Raw genomic sequence first — 25,601 nt, forward strand, 5'->3', positions numbered from 1 at the left:
GATTAATTGTTGAACGGTTTTCAAACAACTAGCAAATGACTTTGTAAACAACAGCATTTTTTATACCTTAGTGTTTGTAATTTCCATTCAAATAACTCAATGAAAGTCTTCAATTTATCAGTAATTTTATTTCTACTAATTGGTTGTAAAAATAATTCTGACACAATTTTTGAAAAGTTGGACGCCGATGATACAAATATCCATTTTATCAATAAAATCGAGGAAACAGAAACAGATAATGTACTTAGTTATGAATATTTTTATAACGGTGGAGGAGTTGCTGCTGCCGATTTTAACAATGATGGTTTAACAGATTTGTATTTTACGGCCAATCAAGGCGAAGATAAGTTGTATATCAATAAAGGAAATTTGGCATTTGAAGATGTTACCGAAAAATCTGGTATCAAATGGAATGGTGAATGGAAAACTGGCGTTACCATTGTTGATATTAATAATGATGGTTGGCAAGATATTTTTGTCTCTGTTTCAGCTAATATCGACAATGAAAATCTTAGACACAATAAACTGTATATCAATAAAAAAAATAAAAATGGTTCTCCGCAGTTTACTGAAAATGCCGCTGAATATGGACTAAATCTTCATACATATACTACACAAACAGCTTTTTTTGATTACGATAAAGATGGAGATTTGGATGCCTACGTACTAAATCATAATGTAAAAGATTTTAAAAGATTTGATGTAGAAGCTGTCCATGCAATGAGAGATTCTTTAGCTGGAGACCGACTATTAGAAAATGTAAATGGGAAATTTGCTGATGTAAGTCAAAAAGCTGGAATCAAAGGAAATCCAATTGGTTTCGGTTTGGGGATTCACACGGCTGATATAAATGGCGATGGTTGGACAGATATTTATGTTTCAAATGATTATTTGGAAGAAGATTATCTTTATATCAATAATAAAAATGGGGCTAATGGTCATTTGGGTTTTACTGACGAAATAAAATCTATGACTAATCATGTAAGTTATTTTTCGATGGGTAACGATATTGGTGACATCAATAATGATTTGATTCCTGATATTATTACCGCAGATATGCTTCCTGAAGATAATAAACGACAAAAATTGCTATTTGGCCCTGATAAATACGAAGCCTATCTTTCGATGTTGAAAAATGGAATTCAGCCTTCGTTTATGCGAAATATGCTGCAATTAGGTAGTAGAAATGCCGCAGGGCAAACTTCTTTTTCCGAAATCGGACAATTTGCTGGCGTTTCAAATACTGATTGGACTTGGTCAGTGCTTTTGGCTGATTATGACAATGATGGTTACAAAGATTTGTTTATGACCAATGGGTATTTACGAGATTATACCAACATGGATTTCATGAAATATTATGCCGATCAAGGAAGGCAAGGTGGGCAAAGTATCATGGAAGTGATTAAAAAAATGCCATCGACAAAAACACCGAATTATATATTTAAAAATGAACAGAATAATGGGTCTCCGCTGCAATTTTCTAATAAACAAAAAGATTGGGGATTTGAAACCCCAATGATTTCAAATGGTGCGGTTTATGCTGATTTAGATAATGATGGTGATTTGGAAATTATTACCAATAATATCAACGAAGAAGCATCAGTTTATAAGAATTTGAGCATCGAAAAAAAAGTCGGAAATTATATCAATATTCAACTTAGTCCAAAGCAAAATCAAAGTACTAATTTAAGTGCCAAAGTTTATCTTTTTGCTTCAAATCTTTCTCAGTACCAGGAGTTTACGCCAACACACGGTTTCCAAAGTAGCATGATGACTCCTTTGCATTTTGGATTAGGAAAGAATGAGAAAATTGATAGTTTAGTAATCGTTTGGAACAACGGAGCAATTCAAAAAGAAACCAATATTAAAGCCAATCAGTTATTAAAAATAGCTTATTCTCCAAATACTACTTCGTTTAATTTGACTACCGAAAAACCATTATTCTCCGAAACAAATTCATTGAATTTTGAGCATAAACAAATACCATTTAATGATTTTAATCGCCAGATTTTATTGCCGCACATGTATTCTTTTCAAGGCCCAAGAATGGCAAAAGGAGATGTCAATAATGATGGTTTAGAAGATGTTTTTATTGGCGGCGGAAAAGGGCAATCGGGCGAAATGTTTATTCAGCAAAGTGATGCAAAATTCGTTAAAAAGGAACAAATTGCATTTAAACAAGATGAATTATCAACCGATACAGATGCTGTTTTTTTTGATGTAGAAGGTGATGGTGATTTGGATTTGTACGTCACAAGTGGAGGTTATGAATATTTGCCTAATGATTTAGTATTACATAATCGCCTTTATTTGAATAATGGTAAAGGAAATTTTACCAAAACTTTTGATGCTTTCGATGATGCTCCTTATGCCGATAGTAGCGTGAAAACGATTGATTTTGACCACGATGGCGACCTAGATTTGTTTGTTACTGGGTCAATTATTCCGCTTAATTATCCAATTCATAATCCGAGTCGTTTGTATCGAAATGATAAAGATAAATTTACGAAAGTTGAAAATAATACATTCAATGAATTAGGAATTTTGACCGACGCCCTTGTCATTGATTTTAATAATGATGGTTGGCAAGACCTGATGGTGGTAGGCGAATGGACGGGCATTATTTGTTTACGAAATGATAATGGCGTTTTTAACAAGGTTGATAATGAATTGGAAAAAATGACTGGTTTATGGCAACGTATTTCGGCCGATGATTTTGACAAAGATGGTGATTTGGATATAATTGTTGGAAATTATGGACTCAATTCACAATACAAAGCATCTGTTGCTGAACCTATGACCTTAGATTTTCAGGATTTTGATGACAATGGACAAATTGACCCAGTTCAATCGTATTTTATACAAGGAAAACGTTATCCTACGTATAGTCGAGATGAGTTAACTGACCAAATTGTGGCTTTGAAGAAAAAATACACTTCGCACGAACTGTATGCAAATGCCACAACCGATGAAGTTTTGGCCGAATTTAAAGAAAAACAACCCAAAAAGTATACAGCAACTACTTTACAAACTGTATATTTAGAGAATAAAAATGGCAAATTTGGATTAAAAACATTGCCTATTGAAGCTCAATTTTCACCCATTTTTGCCATTGTTTCTGCCGATATTAATAATGATGGATTCAAAGATTTGATTTTGGCTGGAAATCAATCAAAGGGTCGAGTCAGAATTGGAAATATTGATGCAAATTATGGACAAATTTTTCTGAATGATAAAAAAGGAAATTTTAAGTTTTCCTCAAATCTCGGCTTAAAAGGAGATGTACGTGATTTAAAAATGGTTGGTAATCAGTTAATTATTTCAATAAATAGTCAAAAAGTTAGAAGTTTTAGTAAAAATTCTAAAGCTTTATGAAAGCATTTTTTGCTGAGCATGGTTCGTAAATTACTTATTTTAAACATACCCTAAACACTTTTTTAATAATGAAAAAGAAGAACATTATTAGTCTTTCGGTGGCATTTGCATTTTTAGCTTTATCAATTACTGGAGTTTTGCTTTACATCAAGCAAAAAGCTCACGCTGTTGAAATGACGCACACAATCTTTGGCTTAATCTTCGTTGGTTTTGCTATTTTTCACATAGTTAACAACTGGTCTTCGATAACTGGCTACTCAAAAGAGCGAAAAAGTGGTAAATTTCAAAAAGAATTTATTATCGCAGGAATTGCTTTTTTAGTGATTTTAGCTGGAGCTATAACCGAATTGCTAGAACCAGTGGCAGAAGCGGGTCGAATTTTTGCTGGGAAAAGACCACCAAGACCAGAGCAATTAACTTTTAGTGAAGTTAAAACTAATAATGATGTAAAAGGAACCGCTTTGACGATTTTGCTGGAAAAAACAAAAGAAACCGAACTGCCAGTTACAGCGATTTGGGTAGAAGATTCTGCACATAATTTTGTGGAAAACTTATTTGTTCCTGCCAAAATTGCTGCGATACCAGCTGATGAAGAAGAAGCCCGTGAAGGTCATTTTGATATTTCTGATTTTAAAGCTGAAACATTAACGGTTTGGTCAGGGAAAGCAAAAGTAAAAACTGCTAATTTTGAGCAAGAAACACCACATGATAACTTCGTGTTAAAAACAAATACAACTTCAATAGGTCAGTTTTTTATTCTTTTAGAAGTAAAAAGTGGCAATAAAACTGAAGTTTACGAAGCATCTGTTGACAAAGCAAAAGGTGATGTTTTTAAGTTGAAATCTAAGGAAAATGGTCTTATTGCTCGCGGTTTAGTTGAGTTATAAAATTTTGATTTTGCGATTTGAAATTTGATTTATTCATTTCAAATCGCAAAACTCATAAACAAGACTCAATGTTTTTCCTTAATTTTGCCAAAAAACATCTTCATCATTATGGAACAAACACTACTTGATTCAATTCCTTCGCTTGATTTGGCAGACTTTACTTCTGGCGATGACGCTCGTAAAAATAAATTTGTTGAAGAACTTGGCCATGCTTTCAATACTATCGGTTTTGTAGCAATTAAAAATCATGGACTTTCTGATGACTTGCGAGAACGATTATATGAGGCAGTTAAAAAGTTTTTTTATCAGCCAGACGAATTGAAAACCAAATATGAATTTCCTGAACTTTTGGGGCAACGTGGCTACATTGGGAAAGGAAAAGAGACGGCAAAAGGCTTTACAAAACCTGATTTAAAAGAGTTTTTTCATGTTGGACAGCCTGTAGCTGATGGAAATATGCCTACAAATATTTTTCCTGTAGAAGTGCCTGAATTTGAACAGTTTACCACGGAAGTTTATCGAACTTTTGAAAAAACAGGCAAAACTTTACTCCGAGCAATTGCTTTGTATTTGGCTCTTCCAGAAGATTTTTTTGAAGAAAAAGTACGAAATGGCGATAGTATTTTACGAGCATTGCATTATTTTCCTATCGAAAACCCCGATGCCCTGCCTGAAGGGGCAGTACGTGCCGCCGCTCACGGAGATATTAATTTAATAACGCTATTGATGGGGGCGTCGGCTGAAGGTTTGGAAGTTTTACGTTTGGATGGAAAATGGATCGCTGTGACGGCTTTGCCTGAGCAAATCATTATTAATGTGGGAGATATGCTCGACCGTTTGACAAACCACAAACTAAAATCTACAATTCATCGTGTGGTAAATCCACCTCGTGAAAAAATGAAAAGCTCACGTTTTTCAATACCTTTTTTTATGCATCCTCGTGGCAATATGGATTTGACTTGCCTAGAAAGTTGTATAGATGCTGAAAATCCACGGCTTTATGAAAACATGACAGCAGGCGAATTTTTGGCAGAAAGATTAAGGGAATTAGGCTTTAAAAAATAAATTAGTTCTGAAAGCATGGCAAAAACCCGTCAGATTCGTTATATCATTTTCTTGAAAGACGTACTGATACTTGCTCTCACTTGTTTTGGTGGGCCGCAAGTACACTTGACGATGTTTTTGGATAGGCTTGTAAAAAAACATAATTATATTACTGAAGCCGAAATTCTCGAACTTCAAGCTCTTTGTCAAGTATTACCTGGGCCAACATCTACCCAAACGATAACTGCAATTGGTTTTCGTTTGGGCGGGCCAAGTTTGGCTTATCTCACACTTTTTGTTTGGGTTTTGCCAGGGACATTACTGATGACTTTGGCCGCACTTGGAGTGACTTATGTTGATAAAAATCAACTGACTAACCTAACTCGATTTATCAAACCAATGGGAGTGGCATTTATCTTTTTTGCTGCATATTCTATTGGCTTAAAAGTAATTAAGACAAAAACTAGCGTTGTTTTGATGGTTTTGTCGGCAATTGCAGCTTATCTTTTTCGCTCACCTTATATTACACCCATTTGGATTTTATTGGGCGGACTTGCCACTTCATTTAAGTTTGATCAGCACGAAAAAATGGAAAAACAACCTATCAAAATTGAATGGGCAAACTTCATTCTTTGGGTAGGTGTTTTGATTTTTTCAGTAGTTTTGGGGGCTGTTACCCATTCACTTCCAGTTAGGCTTTTTGAAAATTTTTATAGAAATGGAAGTTTGGCTTTTGGTGGTGGACATATATTAAAACCACTCCTTTATAACGAATTTGTTGAATTTAAACATTATTTGTCGGCGGATGAATTTTTGTCTGGTGTTGCAATTGTGGAAGTTGCCCCTGGTCCAGTTTTTTCAATTGCTGCTTTTGTGGGTTCGTTGTCAATGAGAGAATGGGGTACAATTGGTGAAATTTTAGGTAGTATTTCAGCCACCATGGGCATTTTTCTGCCAGGCACTTTTTTGATATTTTTTGTAATTCGATTTTGGAATGAATTAAAAAAATACCGTGGAATACGGGCTTCACTCGAAGGTATCAATGCTGCAAGTACAGGGCTTACAGGAGCGGCAGCCATATCATTATTTCAACCGATGTCAACAGATTTGGTTGCTGATTTAACGATTATTTTGACCTTGATTTTGCTTCAAACTCGGCTTGTTCCTACTTATTTAATTATTTTCGGCGGTTTATTTTTAGGTTGGATAATAACGTAACTACAACTTCTTAACAACAATTAACGATTCGTATTTCAAAGATTTGCCGTAAATTGCGTTAATATTACGAAGCGAGCTATTTGCCTGTTTTTTGTTATGGATGGAAAAACCAATTAAACTAAATTTGACTTTGTTCAGAATCAAATGAATCAAAAAAAAATATTTATAACTTTTTTATTATCAATGATTTATGGGCTTTCAATAGCCCAAATTCTTGACGACTCCACCAAACTTGTTTATGGAACAAAGACCGTTCGGTACATTCTCGAAGATGATATTTTGAATAATGGAAAGACTTTTTATAATCCAGATACAACACTCAACGACTTTCATTTATTTGATTTTAATTACAGAAATGGGCTACTTTATCAAGATTTAGGTAATATCGGTACAGCGATTAAACCATTATTTTTTCAACCTTCTGACGAAATTGGCAAACAATTAGGGTTTTCTACTTACGGAGCTTATGCTTTAGATGCTCGAAAAACCAAATATTATAATACAAAATCGCCTTATACTAATGTCTATTATGTGCAGTCGGGTGGAGGAACAGGGCGAATGCAATTTACACATTCTCAAAACATCCAGCCCCGCCTCAATGCTACGCTAGATATGGTTCGCTTATCTTCATCGAAGCAATATGGAGCTCCTAAAACTCGTGAAGACCGATTGGTTGATAGTTGGGCGGTCATGTTTCACACAAATTATGAATCAAAAGATGGGAAATATATTATTTTAGCTAATTATAACCATTTTAATCACGCTCCAATTGAACAAGGGGGGATAAAACCACTTGCAGATACAACTCAGTTTATTGACGTAAATAATTTAGGAAATTACCGAGATTATCTTTCAAAACTCACCAGTGCGGCTTCAAGAGATTGGCGAAATAGTGTGCATATTTATCATCAATATATGCTTTCAAATGGATTTCAGGTATATCATATTTTAGATTATCAAAAACGTAGAGATTTATATACAGATGTAACTTTTGGTTCGGATTCGGCAGCAAAAGCGGAATATTACTTTGTTTCACCTAAAAATTCGTTGGATACGCTTTCGATGGATTTACGCTATCGGTTACTAGAAAATAAATTTGGTATTAAGGGTATTTATCGAGGATTTGCTTACCGATTAAATTTGCGTCAACGTTTGTATAACTTAAAATCAGATTTTGGAGATGATTTTAGATTGAAACTCAAATCCGAAACCCTCGTTGGCGGTTGGGCAAATTATTTTTTTCCTGATAGTGTTCGTCGTGCTTATGCTGAAGCTGAAATTGGTTCAAATGGAAATTTCAGGTTACAAGCCGAATATTTGAGCCCCAAAATAAAAGTAGGTTTTTCACAGTTATCAGTTCCTGCCACAATTTTGGATGAAAAATTTGTAAGTGCTGCTTATAATTGGGAAAAAGGGCTAAAAAATACCTTTTCAAACAACCTTTATGCGTCAACTGATTTTCACAAAGGTAGATTTTCACTCTTCCCAAGTGCCAATTATTCACTGATAAAAAACTACATTTATTACAATCAAAAAGCTCAAGTTTCGCAAACTTCTGTACCAATTAGTATTTTTAAAGTAGGACTTGGAGCAGAATATCGTTGGCGTAGGTTATTGATTTCCAATCAAATGTATTTTATTGCAAACTCTCAGGAACAATACATTAGAATGCCAAAATTGGCAAATAACACTAAAATTGCCTACGAATTTGTTTACGCAAAAGTACTGCATATCAATACTGGTGTCGAAATTTATTATCGTTCTGCTTACAAGGCTGATAATTATATGCCATTGACTAGGCAATTCTTTTTGCAAGACCAACAATCAGTTTGGGGAACACCCGTTGCTGATGTTTTTGCCGATTTAAAAATCAGTAAAGTCCGCCTTTTCTTTAAATTTGCTCATGTAAATCAAGGTTTTCCAGCCAATGGATATTACGTAAGCTCAACTTATCCTGGTTTAAGACGTACCTTTTTTATGGGCTTTAATTGGCCACTTTTTGATTAATTTTTACTATTTGAATGCATTTTCAAAAATGAAAAATCATCATCTTTTGTTTATTTTCTTGCTTTTTTTTAGCTGTAAATCAGAAGAAAAGAAAGAAATAGACTACTATGTTTTTTCTCCAAATGTGAAAATTTTAAAGGATGCTCCCAAAACTTATACCAAGCCTGTAACACCCAAAAATATCATTATTCCAAAAGGAATGGTTTATGTGCCAGGAGGTTTTACCCAAATCGGGACGACTGATGGAATGCCACACGAAAGACCAATGTTTTGGGCTGAAATTAAACCTTTTTTTATGGACATTTCTCCTGTAACGGTAGTTCAATTTCGTGAATTTGTTGAAAAAACGCATTATAAAACGTATGCCGAAAATTTTGGAGATGGTGGTTTTTTTGACTACAAAACCCAAAAATGGATATTGAAAAAAGGAGCTAATTGGCAATATCCACTAGGAAAAGACCAACCAAAAGCCATTGATAATCATCCTGTTACGCAAGTTTCTTGGTATGATGCTATTGCTTATGCCAAGTGGGCTGGCAAAAGGCTTCCCTCTGAAATCGAATGGGAACATGCTGCTCGGAATGCTACCAACAACCGTAATCTTTATCCATTTGGCAACGAAATTGTGGTAAATGGAAAAGCTTTGGCAAATACATGGAATGGCGTTTTTCCTCAATTTAATAAAAATACTGACGGTTTCCTTTATACTTCCCCAGTAGGATATTTTGGAAAAACCAAGCTCGGTTTAACCGATATGACAGGAAATGTTTGGCAATGGTGCGATAATTGGAAAATCAATTATGACGAAATTACTAATGGAATGATGCCAAAAGATACGATTGAGAAAGTTGAAAAAGGTGGCTCATTTCTCTGTGAACCAGGTTGGTGCCATGGCTATCGAGTTTCAGGCCGTTCTTTTACGACTCCCGAAACATCACTCATGCATGTCGGATTTAGATGTGTAAAGTAGATTTAGTCTATCAGATTTAAGGGATATGGTTTTTTCTTTCACAAAATTCGGCTTCATTTTTGCATTATCGCTTTTAAGGTTGGATATTTGCAAAAAAAGACCGCTATTGGATGTCTGCTGAAAGAGTCATTTTAATCAATTTACTACTATATTTATTCGGTTTTTCGTTTTTATTATACAAACGAAATAAACTGAGTGAACAATCCATTGCCCTGCTTTCAATCACTTTTAATTTTATTGGCGTACTTTTCTCAATGGGCATTCGCCTGAGTGACATTTACGGCGATGTCATTACCTATCCGTGGTTTAGTGTTGGCGACAAAGCTTTCACGATTGATATTCTGCTCAATGATCTCACTTTTTTGATGTATTTTCTAGTGCAGTTTATTGCTCTTTGGGTACAAGTTTTTTCAATGCAATATATGAAAGGCGACCCAAGTTTTGGGCGGTATTATGCGTACATCAATCTATTTATACTGGCAATGATTGGAATCATCATTTCGGGAAACCTTCTGATGATTTTTATGTTTTGGGAGCTTGTTGGACTTTGTTCGTATTTATTAGTAGGTTTTTGGTATGAAAAAAAATCAGCGACAAATGCGGCTATTAAAGCTTTTTTAGTAAATAGAGTAGGAGATATTGGCTTTTTTATTGCTATTTTATTGATTTACCGTTTTTTTGGAACACTTGATATTTCATTAATTATTGAAAAAGCCCAAAAACTTTCTCCCGAAATTGCGAATAGTCCAATTTTAACTACAATGGGGCTTTTGCTTTTTTGTGGTTGCATGGCAAAATCTGCTCAATTACCTTTACAAGTTTGGTTGCCTGATGCGATGGAAGGGCCAACGCCTGTTTCAGCATTGATTCATGCGGCCACAATGGTTGCGGCAGGTATTTTTCTGATGGCAAGAGTTTATCCCATTTTATCTCTTGATACACTTTTAGTGATGGCAATTGTTGGAATGCTTACCATGCTTTTTGGAGCTTGTTCGGCATTAATACAATACGATATAAAGAAACTATTGGCATTTTCAACCATTTCTCAATTAGGTTTGATGGTGGTCGGAATAGGTGTTGGAGCAGTAAATACTGCATTGTTTCATTTGGTTACTCATGCCTTTTTCAAAGCAGGTTTATTTTTATCTGCGGGTGCTGTTATTCATCACTTGCACCATGAACAAGATATGAGAAAAATGGGTAATCTCCGTAAAGAAATTCCTATCATTTATTATACTTATACCATTTGTGCGGCTGCGTTAGCTGGAATTCCATTTTTTTCTGGTTTTTTGTCAAAAGATGCTATTTTAGTTGCTGCTTTTGAATGGGCTTCTCATCAACCAAAGCAAGTGTATTTTATAATACCTGCGGTATGTTTGGTTGTCTCAGGAATGAGTGCTTATTATATGATGCGACAAGTCTTTTTAGTGTTTTTGGAGCGTGAAGATAATCCTCTAGAATTGATTTCGTCGAGTGCTGTGAGTATTTATAAAAACGTTGCCAAACGAATCGAAGGAATTGTAAATGTAGAAGATGACGAAGAACGAAGAGTGGCAGAAAAAGAACATGCTGACGAAATTTCTCTAATAGATTTTCTCTCAACAGTCGGCCCAATGGAGCTTGCATCAATTGTGATGGCGGTTGCTTCAATTGGATTTGTGTTTTCATTGAATCCATTTTCGGCGGAGAGTAGTTGGTTTTTTGGCATTTTTCACCATGAGCCCAAAAGTTACCAATGGGTAGCTTACATCGCAATTTTAGTATCATTAAATGGTATTTTATTGGGATATATTTTTACAAAAGAAGAAACTTATCGAATTGATAATAAACAAGTTGAGCCAAAAGGTGAGATTTCAAAGTTGATTTTTCATAATTTTTATTTGAATGAATTGTACCAAACGGTTTTTGTGAAACCATTGTTATGGATTGGGCCAAAAATCAATTATTTTGATAGAAAAATAATTGATGCTGCAGTAAATATGGTTGCTAATTTGACGGTCATATTTTCCTCAATGAATAGTTGGTTTGAAAAAGCAGTAATTGATAATTTTATCAATTATACTGCAACTACAACTGGAAAAATAGGCTCATATACTCGCCAAATACAAAATGGTAAGGCACAATCGTATCTCATTACTATTTTTGTTTGTTTAGTATTAATAATGATTCTTTTAATGCTCAAGTAAGTCAATGAAAACATTGATTTTTTAATAGTATAAAAAAACAGGCATTTACTGAAAATAGATGTTTGACACATATTAAAATATGAACAATTTTTTACTTTCAACACTCATTTTTTTGCCGATTGCAGGTTCTGTAATGGTGTTGTTTTTGCCAATTACTTACCGAGACTCTTTCAAATGGATTTCGTTGATAATTAGTATCATCAATTTGCTCAATATATTCTCAATTTATAACCTATTTAATAGGCATATTACAGAATATCAATTTGTTGAACAACACGAATGGATTAGAATGAGCTTGGGTAATCTTGGAGTGCTTTCAATCGACTATTTATTAGGGCTTGATGGCATCAATATGCCCATGATTTTGTTGTCAGGAATTGTCTTATTAATTGGTTCTATTTCTTCGTTTACAATTGAACATCGTCCGAAAGCTTACCATTCTTTATATTTATTGCTTTCAGGTAGTATCATTGGTTGTTTTGCTGCTCTTGATTTCTTTTTGTTTTTCTTGTTTTTTGAATTCATGTTATTGCCAATGTATTTTTTGATTGGAATTTGGGGAGGAGAACGAAGAGAATATGCTGCCATCAAATTTTTTATTTATACGCTTGTAGGTTCAATATTGATTTTGGTTGTAATGATTGGCCTTGCTATGTCAGTTCAGGATACGTTTTTTTCGCAGGAAATGGGAGGAATTGTGCATACTTTTGATTTTAGACAATTAGCTGACTTTAAGAATTATATTCCAAATAGTTTGTTGCATCCATTACAAAAACAAGAGATTTTTGGTATTTCAGCTAGATTTTTTGCATTTATCTTATTAATAATCGGTTTCGGAATAAAGCTTCCATCGGTGCCTTTTCATACTTGGCTACCCGATGCCCACGTAGAAGCTCCAACCCCAGTATCGGTTGTATTGGCTGGTATTCTATTGAAAGTAGGAGCTTATGGTTTCATTCGGATTGCTTATGGATTTTTCCCTGACGTTGCCTATCAGTTTACCTATATTGTGGCAGGAGCGGGCGTAATTTCAATAATTTACGGAGCTTTTAACGCTTTGGCTCAAGAAGATTTAAAGAAAATGATTGCTTATTCTTCTATTTCACACATGGGTTTTGTGCTGTTAGGTTTGGCTTCAATGACTGTTGAAGGTGTGAATGGTGCAATTTATCAAATGTTCGGTCATGGGATTTTATCAGCGATGCTTTTTTTGGTTGCTGGGGTTATTTATGATAGAACACATAATCGTTTGATTGAAAATTTTAGAGGATTATCAAGCGTCATGCCGCTATTTACTTTAGCAGTTACAATTGCTTTTTTTGGAGCGTTGGGTCTTCCAACACTCCCTGGATTTATGGGTGAGTTTTTTACCATTATGGGAGGTTTTCAATCAAAGGTGTTGCCTGATTGGGTCTCAATGATTGCAATGATAGGTATCGTATTATCAGCAGGATATTTTCTTTGGACTTTGCAAAAAATGTTTTTTGGAACCTTTTGGGCGAATCGAAACCAAGAAGCAAATCTCAAAGATTTAGATTTGCGTGAAATCACAATGCTCTATTCATTAGCTGCTTTGGCGATTATTTTTGGTGTTTTTCCAAGCCTCATTTTTGATATTTCTGGCGAATCTGTGAAACTTTTTTTAGAAAGATTTTAGCTAGGAATTAGCTAAAAGCATTTTTACAAAACCCTATTTTTATGCTAAAAGCTCAATGCTAATAGCCAAAGCAAAGTTCAATGCTCGAAAAATTACTACATATTTTATTTAGTTCTCGTGTATTATTACCTGATATACTTTTTGGAGTAGCATTTTTGGTAATTGTAGCGACAATCACTTTTTCAAAAAAAATAAATACCGAACGGTCGTATATACTCATTAATGTATTGATAATCAGTGCATTAATAAGTGTTGGATTTCTTTTTTATGCTCTTTTTGGTTTTTATCAGCAATATTTTGAATCGGGAAGTACTTTATTTGGTGAATTAATTTATTTGGATAGTAAAAGTTTATTTTTCAAAATACTCATTACAATCTCAGCAGTTGCAGTTTTGATTCATCTTTGGGTGGTTGGTTATAAAGTTGTTGGCGAATTTTATGCAATATTTGTAGCTCTCGTTTGGGGATTGTTTATTATGACAATGACAACAAACTGGCTCATGCTATATGTTTCACTAGAAATGGTGTCAATTTGCTCTTATATTTTGGTTGTTTTCAATAAAGGAAAAACGAATAGCGAAGCAGGAATAAAGTATTTGCTTTTTGGAGCAACGAGTTCGGCGGTGATGCTTTACGGCATTTCACTGCTTTATGGAATGACTGGAACGCTAAATTTCGTTGGTCAAGAATTTGCTGCTTTTTTAGGGCAAAACCCATCTTGGATTGCTAATATTGCTATATTTATGGCTATTGGCGGACTCTTATTTAAACTTTCAGCAGTGCCGTTTCACGCTTGGACACCTGATGTTTATGAAGCAACGCCAACACCAATTGTTGCTTTTTTATCAATTGCTCCCAAAGTAGCTGTATTATTAGTTCTGATTAGATTATTTGGTTCATTAAGTATCGATTTCCGAATGATGACCGCTATTGTTATTTTAGCCTCAATTACGATTGGTAATTTATCAGCTTTATGGCAAACAAATACGAAGCGAATGCTCGGATATTCGACAATTGCTCATGGTGGATTTATGCTTGTGGGTTTGTTAGCTACCAATACTATTGGCGTTCAGTCGGCAATTTTTTATATAACTACCTATTTATTTATTACTTTGGCGGCTTTTTTACTGATTGATTTCCTTGCACTTAAAACTGAAAGTTACGAGTTAGAAAGTTTAAGAGGCCTCGGTCAAGAAAATATCTTTCTTGGTTTAGCTGCTGTCATAATCATGGTTGCATTGGTTGGTTTACCGCCAACAGTTGGTTTTACAGGGAAATTACTCGTTTTTACAGCTTTATGGGAAGCTTACCAAACTTCTCATAGCAACTTGTTGCTGATAGTTTTACTATTTGGACTATTAAATACTGCGATTTCAATTTTCTATTACTTGAAAATTCCTTTTTACATGATTTTCAAAGAACCGAAAATTGGCGTTAGATTCTTCCATGTGGGTTTGTTGAGAAAAGCATTTTTATTGTTTTTTTTATTCCTAATTATCTATTTATTCCTCAAACCAAGTGATTTGATGAGTCTCATTGGACATTTGTAAATACTCAAGTGGTAATAAATTCTAATCTTTTCATTCAAAAATATTAGTTGACTAATTGACATTTTAATTGACTTATTGACGCTGTTTTATACCTTTTCAAAGAAAAAATTTACATAATTCAATAGGTTTAGTTACATTAAATGACAGTCGAGCATTTTCAAAAATGTTCCCACAAACAAATCGAACTTTTTCTTTGCAAGCGACGTATATTCTTTAGAACTTTGCATAACCAATCTCCAAAAATTCTTAAATGAGCGACGCAATTAAACACGAATGTGGCATTGCCCTTGTTCGTCTTCGCAAACCACTCCAATATTATATCGACAAATACGGTACGCCTCTTTATGGCATCCAACGATTGTATGTTTTGATGGAAAAACAGTCTAATCGGGGGCAAGATGGGGCTGGTGTAGGTAATGTCAAGCTGGATGTTTCACCAGGCCATCGTTATATTAGTCGTTATCGTTCTGTTGAAAATCGACCAATTGTTGATATTTTCAATAAAATTAACGAGAAATATAAGGATGTTCTTCGCAATAATCCTGATAAATTTAAAGATGCAAATTGGTTACAAGAAAACGTTGCCTATTCTGGTGAGGTTTGGTTGGGTCATTTGCGTTATGGAACACACGGTAAAAACGAAATTGAAAACTGTCATCCAATGCTTCGTCAGAGCAATTGGCGTAGCCGAAATATGTTGGTTGCAGGTAATTTCAATATGACTAATGCCGAAGAACTTTTCCATAAATTAGTTAAGCTCGGTCAGCATCCAAAAGATTTGGGTGATACCGTAACTGTCATGGAAAAAATTGGTCATTTTCTTGATGAAGAGAACCAAAGAGTTTTCGACCGATTTAAAGGAATTTATGAAAATCCTGCTTTATCCGATATTATTGAAGATAACATGGACTTGCCACGTGTACTTCACCGTGCTTGCCGAGATTTTGATGGTGGATATGCAATGGCAGGTGTGACAGGTTTTGGAGCATCATTTGTAGTTCGAGACCCAGCAGGTATTCGTCCAGCGTATTATTGGGCGAATGATGAAGTTGTTATTGTTGCATCTGAAAAAACAGCGATTAAAGCTGCTTTCAATGCAAATTATGATGATATAAAGGAAGTTCAGCCAGGAAATGCCTTGATTATTGATAAACATGGCGAATATAATGAGTTTCAGATTATGAAACCATTAGAGAAAAAATCGTGCAGTTTTGAGCGAATTTATTTCTCACGTGGTTCTGACCCTCAAATATACGAAGAGCGAAAAAAATTAGGTCAATTATTGATTCCTCAGATTTTAGAAGAAATTAATTATGACCTTGAAAATACCGTTTTTTCATACATTCCGAATACAGCCGAAAGTGCTTTTTTTGGAATGGTAGAAGGACTGGAACAATATTTGGCAGATTGGCGTTTGAAACGAATTACAGAGGGAAATATGTCCCCAGAAGAAATCAAAAAAGTTTTATCGTTTCGCCCAAGAATCGAAAAATTGGTTTCTAAAGATGTAAAACTGAGAACATTTATTACCAACGATGACGAACGTGACGAAATGGTTTCGCACGTGTATGAAATGACTTACGAAGTGATTCGCAAAGGAATTGATACCGTTGTTTTGATTGATGATTCTATCGTGCGAGGTACTACGCTCGAAAAAAGTATCTTGAAAATGATTGACCGTTTAGGGCCAAAGAAAGTAATTATTGTTTCTTCTGCTCCACAAATTCGTTATCCCGACTGTTATGGAATTGATATGTCGAAAATGAAAGAATTTGTGGCTTTCAGAGCTATGCTTGACTTGCTCAAACAAAACGGTATTGAGTATATGAAGCACGAAGTTTATGCTCAAAGTGTTGGAGCTTTGCAAACAGATAATGCTTATGATGAAAATTTTGTAAAACAACTTTATAGTAAATTTACAGACGAGGAACTTTCGCAGAAAATAGCTCAAATTGTTACACCAGAAAATATGAAAGCTGAGGTTTCAATGATATACCAAACTGTCGAAAATTTACACAAAGCATGTCCAAACCACCTTGGCGATTGGTATTTCACAGGAAATTACCCAACTCGAGGAGGAAATAGAGTCGTTAATCGTGCATTTGTAAATTTTATGGAAGGGAAATTAGTGAGAGCGTACTAAAAACTATTCAAAGAATGACGATTTTAGGGATGACGATTTTGATAAGTGCAAACTTTAGAAATCGTCATTCTTTGTTTACGGTATTATTTTTTTTTCTTCTTAGGCAGGGTAAAAACATTATTAGTAACTTCTTGCATACCAATGACTCTTAACAAATCAATGATGTTTACAGTTTCGTTTGAAATTGGCATTGAAGCGGTAGATAAAATTGTAGATGTTTTCATGTTTTCCTGATTATTTTATGTTGACACAGCAAAGTTAAGTCAAAAAGCGAATATTCGCAAAATGATTTTAAATTATTTATTGTACGGTTACATTTAGTAGAAAAACGTCCCAAATGACTTATTTTTAGTAATAAATTATAGTTTTTCATCAATAAAGTTTAGTCTAATACGAATTATCAACCCTTTTAAAATAATTTATCTATGAAGAAACTAATTTTTTGCTTCGTTTTAGCAATTTTAACACAGGCAGTTAATGCTCAAGAACCATCAGACCCAAAAGCTATTGAAATTGCTGATAAAGTATTGCAAGCAATGGGAGGCGAAAAAGCTTGGAATGAGACTAGGCATATTACATGGAATTTTTTTGGTGCAAGAAGATTGACTTGGGACAAATGGACAGGTAATGTTAGAGTTGATAATTTGCGAGATAACTCGGTTATTCTCTTAAATATCAATACCGAAACTGGAAAAGTTTTTAAATGGGGAACTGAGCAAACAAATGTGGATTCGCTAAAAAAATACATAAAATCAGGTAAAGGAGCTTGGATTAATGATTCGTATTGGTTGACAATGCCGTTTAAATTGAGAGATAATGGCGTGACACTAAAATATTTGGGTGATAGCCAAACTGAAACAGGCAAAGATGCGTATTTATTACAGATGACTTTCAAAGAAGTTGGTAATACTCCAAACAATATGTACAAAATCTTAGTTGAAAAAGAAACTAATTTAATGACACAATGGTCATATTTTGCCAAATCAACAGATGAAAAACCAACATTTACTCGTCCTTGGACTGAATATAAGCCTTATGGTAAAATTATCCTTTCGGGCGAACGTGGCGATCGTGATTTGACAGAAATTAAAGTTTTTGAAACTTTACCCGAATCAATTTATACAGATTTTAAAAAACCTGATTATAGTAAAGCAAAAGACTTTAATAAGAAAAAAGATAAGCTTGAATTGTAAGTTTGTATTGAAGCCAAATGAGTTATAATTTCTTACCTCATTTGGCTTATATCCCATATATTAAAAAAGTAATGATTGGAAAAACTGGTGTTTTGATTGTAAACTTAGGTACGCCCGATAGTCCGAGCGTGCCAGACGTAAGAAAATATTTACGTGAATTTTTGATGGATGGACGTGTAATTGATATTGCGGCCATTCCTCGTTGGTTATTGGTCAATTTAATAATTGCTCCGTTTCGTTCACCAAAATCTGCCAAAGTTTACAAAGAACTTTGGACTGAAAAAGGGTCTCCACTAAAAATCTATGGAGAAGCGAACGAAAAACAACTACAAAAATCTTTAGGTGACGAGTATGTTGTAAAATTGGCAATGCGTTATCAAAGTCCAAGTATTGAAAATGGTTTAAAGGCATTTCAAGAAATGGGTTTGAAAAATATCATCGTTATTCCATTTTTTCCACAATATGCTTCTGCTTCTACGGGTTCTGTTTATGAAGAAGTGATGAGAATTGTTACTAAATGGCAGATAATTCCAGAAATTACTTTCAAAAATAATTTTTATCATTATCCAAAATTCATCAATGCTTTTGCCAATAATGGACGTAAACATCTTGAAAATGATGAATACGACCATGTTGTATTTAGTTATCATGGGTTACCCGCTCGTCAGATTTTAAAAGGAGATTGTACAGGAAAAACTTGTCAATTAGGAAGTTGCTGTGATACCGTTCATGCACTTAATCAGCATTGTTATAGAGCTCAATGTTTTGAAACGACCCGCCTTTTAGTTAAAGAGTTAGGTTTAAAAGAGGGTACATATACCACTTGTTTTCAGTCAAGACTAGGACGTGACCCATGGGTGCAACCATATACGGATGATATTGTAAATGAATTAGCTGCGAAAGGAATAAAACGAGTGTTAGCTTTTTCACCAGCATTTGTAGCTGATTGTTTGGAAACGACAATCGAAGTGGCCGAAGAGTATCGAGAAATATTTGAAGAAAAAGGTGGTGAACATTGGAAACTTGTTGAAAGTTTGAATGATTCGGAGGCTTGGATTGATTTGTTAGTAGAATTGGTGAAAGAATAAGACAAACCATGGAAATAGGAATAGATAGCTTTGCGGCCGTAATGGCTAATAACAAAGGACAAACAATAAGTAGCGTGCAGGCAATTGCCGAATTGTTGGAACGGATTGAAAAAGCTGATGAAGTTGGTCTTGATTTATTTGGTATTGGAGAGCATCATCGCAAAGAGTTTCTCGATTCTGCACCGACAATGATTTTAGCAGCAGCGGCAGCTCGAACAAAACGGATTAAACTTACAAGTGCAGTAACAGTTTTGAGTGCAATTGACCCTGTGCGAGCATTCCAAAGTTTTGCCACACTTGACTTAATTTCTCAGGGTCGAGCTGAAATGGTCGTTGGTCGTGGTTCATTTACGGATGCTTTTCCTCTATTTGGGTTAAATCTTGAAGATTACGATGAACTTTTCACCGAAAAATTAGGTCTATTACTCAAAATCAGAGAAAATGAGGTTGTAAATTGGTCAGGAAAATTTCGAGCAAGATTGAGCAATCAGTCTATTTATCCAAGACCATTACAACAAAAACTACCAATTTGGATAGGTGTAGGCGGTACTCCTCAATCTTTTGTTCGAGCAGGTATATTGGGTTTGCCTTTAATGGTAGCAGTTATTGGCGGAGAAACACATCGTTTCAGGCCATTAATTGACCTCTATCGAAATGCAGGTTTGAAAGCAGGGCATTCGCCCGAACAATTGCAAGTGGGTTTGCATTCGTTGGGTTATGTGGCAGAAACAACAGAAGAAGCTGTTGAAGAGTTTTATCCTGGATATGCCGAAATGTTTACCAATATTGGTAAAGAACGTGGTTGGCCACCCGTTAGACGCTCGCACTTTGATTCTCAAACCACCGAATTAGGGGCATTTTTGATAGGAAATCCCGAAGAAGTTGCTCAAAAAATATTGAGACATAGTGAGGCTCTTGGCGGAATTTCTAGAGTTACTTTTCAAATGGATAATGCGGGAATGTCTCACGAAAAATTGATGAAAGCCATTGAATTAATTGGAACACGGGTATCTCCGATAGTGAATAATTCAAAAGTTTTTTGAAAAAGAAGAAGGCACATTTTAGCTAAAATGTGCCTTCTTCTTTTTAATTAATACAATTTTTTTAAAGTATGTTTTTAAGAAATATCGTTTTCTTTAGCTTTAAAAACTCCCCTTTAAAACTTCAACCAAAGCCCATAAATCATCTTCAACATTATAAATATTTTGAGAGACCCGAATCGCTACACCTCGATTAGAAATTACAATTTTGTTTTGCATTAATTTGTCGGTAAATGATTGATTATCAATGCTTATTGGGAGTGAAACTCCTAATAAATGATTCGCACGATAAGCCTCATCTTCTAGCCAACATCCCAATTCTTGAAGCTCTTTTATTGGATTCTCAATAATTGATTTGGTATAATTTTGAATGTTATTTACTCCCCAACTTAACAATTGTGTGAGTGCATCTTCCAGCATTGGCATTTGAATAAACTGTGAATGCTCACCCATGTTATATCTTTGTGCCTTTGGGCGATAAGCTCTTTCATACCTAATCAATTTAGCGAAATTGTCACTTTCAACGCGGTGCATCCAAGATTCTTCTATGGGAATACCGTCGTCAAAAAAATCGCTAAAATAGGCTAACCCAATACTATATGGACCTAAAAGCCATTTGTAGCCTGCACAAATCAAAGCATCAGGTTGAATTTTTTCTATATCGAAATCTAATGCACCAACCGACTGAGTTCCATCAATAATAAGTAATGCACCAACTTCTTTACACCGCTTTGAAATGTTTTCCAAATCGAATTTTACCCCATAAATCCAGTGGATATGCGGCATAACAACCATAGCAGTTTCTGTCGTGATTCCCTCCAAAATATGTTGATTCCAAAGTTTTCCACGATTTTCAAAAACATCTGGTTTTACTATGGTTTTATACGTTAAATGATGATTTTGACAAACCCTATCAAACGCATAAACGTTATTTGGAAACTCATCTTGAATCTGAATAATGTGCTTTTTCTCAGAAATATTAGGTAAACGATGAAAATTATTGGCTACAGTTGCCATTCCGTAAGCAACTGATGGAATAATGGCAACTCGTTGATAATCAGGTATATTTACAAGTTTAGAAAAAAGTTTTTGTACTTTTTCGGGAAGTATAAAATGGTCTTTACCACTTATTTGATGCGTATGTACGGCTTTCAAATTGATGCCTTCAATGCCACGCTCAACCGAACTTTTTAGGGTAGGAGAGTAAGCCGCACCATTGAGATAATGCAAACCTTCTTCAATTGAAAATAAGTGCTTTTGATTAGTCATATCTTTCGGGCTTATAAAGCTCAATATCGATTGTAGTTTGTTGATTATCAATAATTTGCTGAACTAATTTGCCTGTTGCTGGTGCAAGACTCAAGCCCATCATGGCATGACCAGAAGCAACTACAAGGTTTTTGTATTTGTTGGTTCGTCCAATGTACGGCAAACCATCGGGAGAACACGGACGTAAACCATACCAAACCTGTTCTTGTTTTGGCATATCTATTTGATATTCAGGGAAATAATTTGGAACGGCCTTGATAATACCACGTACACGATTCATATTGATATCATCGTTCAAACCACCAATTTCCATTGTTCCACCAAAACGAATCAATTTATCAGACATAGGAGTAATAGCAACTCTGGCTTCTAATAAAATAGATGGAATATTAAGGTTTTTACCCACATTTTGTTGATAAGTTACGCTATATCCTTTGCCTGCTTGCATTGGTAAACCGATGTTTAGCATTTCAGCCAAAATTGGTGACCACGAGCCAGTGGCAATGATTAAATGCTGAATATTGATTGTAGAAAGATGACAGTTATCGTTATCTTTTTGTTGAATCTTAATTGATTTTACTTGGTCTTTTTCAAATTCAAAACCAGTCACTTCTGTGTTATACAAAAACTTTACACCTTGCTTTTCGAGATATGCTTTCAGATTTTTTACTAATTGATTTGGGTATAAATGAGCGTCTCCTTCATAAAAAACAGCTCCTACAACGTCGGGTTTTACTTCAGGTTCGAGTTTATGTAACTCATTGGTATTCAATATTTTAGTTTTTAATCCAAGCTCATTGGCTTGTTTCGCTACTGCTATTTCTTCTTCAAATGTGTGGTCGGTTTTACACAACATCATTAAACCTTTTTCTTCAAAAGCAAAGTCGAAATTAGGTGTTTTTGCTAAATCTTGATAAAGCGATTTACTCAACAAACTAATGTCCCTTAAAGCGGGCATGGCACGTTCAACTTGTTTTTTATTGGCAGCTTGATAAAATTTTATTCCCCATGAAAGCAAGTCTAAATTGAGGCGTGGTTTTACATAAAATGGACTTTCCGAATTAAACATCCAACGGATACCTTTTTCAATCATTCCCGGTACTGCTAAAGGGATAAAATGACTAGGAACAATCATTCCTGCATTGCCCATTGAGCAACCATCATCGCCATTTGTTCGTTCGATAATTGTAACTTTGTGTCCTTGTTGAGTGAGGTAATATGCTGAAAATAAGCCAATTACACCACTGCCAATGATGGTTGTTTTCATTTTTTAGTCTATGATTTCTTGAATCTTATTTTTAAACCATTGGGTTGTAACTAATTTTTCTTTGCTTAAATTTAGTTTTGCTATTGAACTTTTATTAAACTGTTCTTTCATATCAAAGAATTTGTAGAATCTTTCTAACTCATTACTCTCTAAATCTTTTCCAATTGAATTTATATCGTTTGATTTCAGTTTGTCGTTTGTTTTAAATTCCTCATAGGTTTGTCTTGAAGAAACGACTGTCATTAAAATACTGTTACGTTTTTTATTTTTCTGTTCAGTGATTTCTTTAATATATGTTTCTATATCAAAACCCTCCGGTGAAAGTTCTGCAATATTATCTGGATGATAAATATAGTTTTCAAAGTCATAATATTTGAGAATATGATAAGTTGGGTATTCTTTTTTTATGGCTTCTATTTCTTCATCAGTCAGAAAGTCTCTGTCTCTTAGTGCATGATTATTGGAATCTCTTTTAATATGTAAAAAAACTTCTCTTGATGCTTTCCCACCTACAAAAATGGTGTTTTCAAGACCCAAAAGATTGTACCATTCATCATTTTTGTTTTCACAGAAAATAATCTTTTTACCTTTAAAAAGCTGTGAAAGCATGCTTTTAGGTACAGCTATATCAAAAACATCAAGTATTTCCTTAGATTGAGGCAAAAGAGTTTGAGCAATATCAAAATTGAGAGAATCAAAGTCAATAATAACTGCATCATCACTTTTACGTGCATAATCAATAAAGCCCAAAGCATGAGAAGCTGTCCAGAGTTGTGAGTTATCAGGAATCCAATTTTCTGTAATTTCCTTTAATAAATTATATTGAATGGCAGTGTTTAGATGCAAATCCATTTCATCAAAAAACAAAATAGCATCTTGCAGTAAATCCTTTCTACTCAATAAATTGAATAAAATATTAATTACTTCCTTTTCGCCAGCACTAAGCAAATTATAGTGAATTTCAGAATCGCCTTTTTTGAAATTAATCTCTGCTGTTTTACCTTCTAATGGTGGAATAATTTCAAGTAGTTCAATCCCTATATTATGGTCGTTGTTAAATATTCTATGTAATGCTTGATTGATAGGGTAGATATACTTTTCTCTTATATACTTACTTGAATCAACGCTTGAAAAGACATTTTTTAGAATATCCCTAAGCATATTTTCAATGTCATTCTCAAAACGCTCATCTCGGTCAATATAAATTTTGGGGCGGTCTGCATCATTTTGAGTGGTTAATTCACTACCCAAAACGGTTTTTGTCAACCTTGATATTTGTCTGAAACTTGTTCTTCCGTAAAAAGAATTGATTGGTAATTCTCCTACTGTGCTACCGCTATTGGTTTCAGACCATGTTTGACAATGAAAAAATCCTTTATTTGAGGTAATATCAATCAAGAAAGCATCATCCTTTTTTTGATAATATTTTTCAACTAATGCTGTTACTGAAGGCAAAAGTTTTCTTGAATAGACATTTAAGACCTCAAAAGCATCAAAAATGGAAGATTTTCCCGAACCATTCGCACCAATCAATAGCACGAGTTTAGTGTTTTCGGGAATATCTTCAATTATTAAATCGGTAAAACGTTTGAAGTTTTGAAGTCGTATTTTCTGAATTTGCATTTTCTGAAATAGCTATTTTAAACAAATTTAAACATTAATTACATAAAATTATCTAAAATAACTCCCCTTTAGGTATAGAGGGCTAAATTACCTGAAAACCAAACGCATAAGGGTCGTCTTGGTCATCAATTGTGATAGTATTGTTACCGTAAATTCTAGCCCAACCTTCAATGCTTGGATAGATTGCATCTATTTCTCCAACTTTAGTCGTTCCTTCAATTCTACCAATAAATTTACTGCCAATGATACTTTCATGAATAAATTCCTCGCCTTGTTTGAGTTTATCTTTAGCAGCCCATTGTGCCATTCGAGCCGAAGTGCCAGTACCACAAGGTGAGCGGTCGATGGCTTTGTCTCCGTAAAAAACAGCGTTTCGAGCGGTTGATGTTGGGTCAATCACTTTGCCTGTCCATTCAATATGACTAAGACCATTAATTGTTGGGTTTTCGGGATGAATGAAAGTGTGTTTTTCATTGATTCTTTCACGCAAAACTTTAGCCCAAGTAATGAGTTGGTCGGCTCTATAATTCTCTAAGCCGGAGAAATTTTCCTGCACATCAACGATGGCATAAAAATTTCCACCATAAGCTACATCAACTTTTAAAATTCCTAAATCAGGGCATTCAACTTCGATATTTTCAGCCGCTAAAAACGAAGCAACATTAGTCAATTTTACGGATTTAACCTTGTTGCCTTCTTGCTTATATTCAATCAAAACTAAACCTGCTGGAGCTTCCATTCGGACAAAACCTGGCTTTTTTGGCTGAATTAGGCCATGTTCGATAGCAATCGTAATTGTACCAATTGTTCCATGTCCGCACATCGGTAAACAGCCTGATGTTTCGATAAATAAGACTGCTACATCGTTTTCGGGGTTGTGGGGTGGGTACAAAATACTGCCCGACATCATGTCGTGTCCACGTGGTTCGAACATCAATCCTTTACGAATCCAGTCATATTCACGAAGAAAATGTTGGCGTTTTTCGGACATATTTTTACCTTCCAAATTGGGTCCACCACCAGCTACGAGCCGAACAGGGTTTCCGCAAGTATGGGCATCTATGCAAAAGAATGATTTTGTCAT

At 34.7% G+C, this 25,601-nt stretch carries 18 protein-coding genes; 13 read left to right on the forward strand and 5 right to left on the reverse strand.

Features of this window, described 5'->3' with window-relative positions:
* Positions 1-99 precede the first annotated feature (99 nt).
* From MJQ71_RS03875 to MJQ71_RS03920, 10 genes are all read left to right on the forward strand, one after another.
* Positions 100-3,375, forward strand: coding sequence for a VCBS repeat-containing protein (locus MJQ71_RS03875; RefSeq protein ID WP_238804637.1), 3,276 nt, complete (start codon positions 100-102; stop codon positions 3,373-3,375).
* Positions 3,376-3,443: 68 nt separating this feature from the next.
* On the forward strand, positions 3,444-4,262 hold the full coding sequence (locus MJQ71_RS03880; RefSeq protein ID WP_238804639.1) for a DUF4405 domain-containing protein: 819 nt from the start codon (positions 3,444-3,446) through the stop codon (positions 4,260-4,262).
* Between the two features lie 108 nt (positions 4,263-4,370).
* Positions 4,371-5,327 (forward strand): isopenicillin N synthase family dioxygenase, encoded by a 957-nt coding sequence (locus MJQ71_RS03885; protein WP_238804641.1) that lies wholly within the window; start codon positions 4,371-4,373, stop codon positions 5,325-5,327.
* A gap of 15 nt (positions 5,328-5,342) precedes the next feature.
* Positions 5,343-6,524: a chromate efflux transporter gene (gene chrA / locus MJQ71_RS03890; RefSeq protein WP_238804643.1), complete on the forward strand. Its 1,182-nt coding sequence runs from the start codon at positions 5,343-5,345 to the stop codon at positions 6,522-6,524.
* Positions 6,525-6,668: 144 nt separating this feature from the next.
* Positions 6,669-8,531, forward strand: a complete 1,863-nt coding sequence (locus MJQ71_RS03895; protein ID WP_238804645.1) for a putative porin — start codon at positions 6,669-6,671, stop codon at positions 8,529-8,531.
* 28 nt (positions 8,532-8,559) lie between these two features.
* Positions 8,560-9,501: a formylglycine-generating enzyme family protein gene (locus tag MJQ71_RS03900; protein WP_238804647.1), complete on the forward strand. Its 942-nt coding sequence runs from the start codon at positions 8,560-8,562 to the stop codon at positions 9,499-9,501.
* Positions 9,502-9,611: 110 nt separating this feature from the next.
* Complete coding sequence (gene nuoL / locus MJQ71_RS03905; protein WP_238804649.1) at positions 9,612-11,687, forward strand: NADH-quinone oxidoreductase subunit L; 2,076 nt, start codon at positions 9,612-9,614, stop codon at positions 11,685-11,687.
* A 79-nt stretch (positions 11,688-11,766) separates the two neighbouring features.
* Complete coding sequence (locus tag MJQ71_RS03910) at positions 11,767-13,344, forward strand: complex I subunit 4 family protein (protein ID WP_238804652.1); 1,578 nt, start codon at positions 11,767-11,769, stop codon at positions 13,342-13,344.
* 80 nt (positions 13,345-13,424) lie between these two features.
* Positions 13,425-14,894, forward strand: a complete 1,470-nt coding sequence (locus MJQ71_RS03915; RefSeq protein ID WP_238804654.1) for an NADH-quinone oxidoreductase subunit N — start codon at positions 13,425-13,427, stop codon at positions 14,892-14,894.
* A 250-nt stretch (positions 14,895-15,144) separates the two neighbouring features.
* Positions 15,145-17,037 (forward strand): amidophosphoribosyltransferase, encoded by a 1,893-nt coding sequence (locus MJQ71_RS03920; protein WP_238804656.1) that lies wholly within the window; start codon positions 15,145-15,147, stop codon positions 17,035-17,037.
* Between the two features lie 83 nt (positions 17,038-17,120).
* Here MJQ71_RS03920 and MJQ71_RS03925 read toward each other — a convergent pair whose 3' ends face one another.
* Positions 17,121-17,261, reverse strand: a complete 141-nt coding sequence (locus MJQ71_RS03925; RefSeq protein WP_238804658.1) for a hypothetical protein — start codon at positions 17,259-17,261, stop codon at positions 17,121-17,123.
* A 201-nt stretch (positions 17,262-17,462) separates the two neighbouring features.
* Between MJQ71_RS03925 and MJQ71_RS03930 the strand changes: the two genes are divergently transcribed.
* From MJQ71_RS03930 to MJQ71_RS03940, 3 genes are read left to right on the forward strand one after another with little or no spacing between them, the layout of a single operon-like run.
* Entirely contained in the window at positions 17,463-18,230 is a 768-nt protein-coding gene (locus MJQ71_RS03930) for a hypothetical protein (RefSeq protein WP_238804660.1), read from the forward strand.
* A 17-nt stretch (positions 18,231-18,247) separates the two neighbouring features.
* Positions 18,248-19,318, forward strand: coding sequence for a ferrochelatase (gene hemH, locus MJQ71_RS03935; RefSeq protein WP_238804661.1), 1,071 nt, complete (start codon positions 18,248-18,250; stop codon positions 19,316-19,318).
* An 8-nt stretch (positions 19,319-19,326) separates the two neighbouring features.
* Complete coding sequence (locus MJQ71_RS03940) at positions 19,327-20,361, forward strand: LLM class flavin-dependent oxidoreductase (protein WP_238804663.1); 1,035 nt, start codon at positions 19,327-19,329, stop codon at positions 20,359-20,361.
* A gap of 99 nt (positions 20,362-20,460) precedes the next feature.
* Here MJQ71_RS03940 and MJQ71_RS03945 read toward each other — a convergent pair whose 3' ends face one another.
* The 4 genes from MJQ71_RS03945 to MJQ71_RS03960 form a co-directional block, all read right to left on the reverse strand.
* Entirely contained in the window at positions 20,461-21,627 is a 1,167-nt protein-coding gene (locus tag MJQ71_RS03945) for an aminotransferase class V-fold PLP-dependent enzyme (protein WP_238804665.1), read from the reverse strand.
* A complete protein-coding gene (locus MJQ71_RS03950) occupies positions 21,620-22,894 on the reverse strand; it encodes an NAD(P)/FAD-dependent oxidoreductase (RefSeq protein WP_238804667.1) in 1,275 nt (424 codons plus the stop codon). The genes MJQ71_RS03945 and MJQ71_RS03950 overlap by 8 nt, the downstream gene beginning before the upstream one ends.
* A 3-nt stretch (positions 22,895-22,897) precedes the next feature.
* Positions 22,898-24,517 (reverse strand): AAA family ATPase, encoded by a 1,620-nt coding sequence (locus MJQ71_RS03955; RefSeq protein ID WP_238804669.1) that lies wholly within the window; start codon positions 24,515-24,517, stop codon positions 22,898-22,900.
* 82 nt (positions 24,518-24,599) lie between these two features.
* On the reverse strand, positions 24,600-25,601 hold the full coding sequence (locus MJQ71_RS03960) for a 4-hydroxyproline epimerase (RefSeq protein ID WP_238804671.1): 1,002 nt from the start codon (positions 25,599-25,601) through the stop codon (positions 24,600-24,602).

It is taken from the genome of Emticicia aquatica (assembly GCF_923079645.1).
Taxonomy (GTDB): domain Bacteria; phylum Bacteroidota; class Bacteroidia; order Cytophagales; family Spirosomataceae; genus Emticicia; species Emticicia aquatica.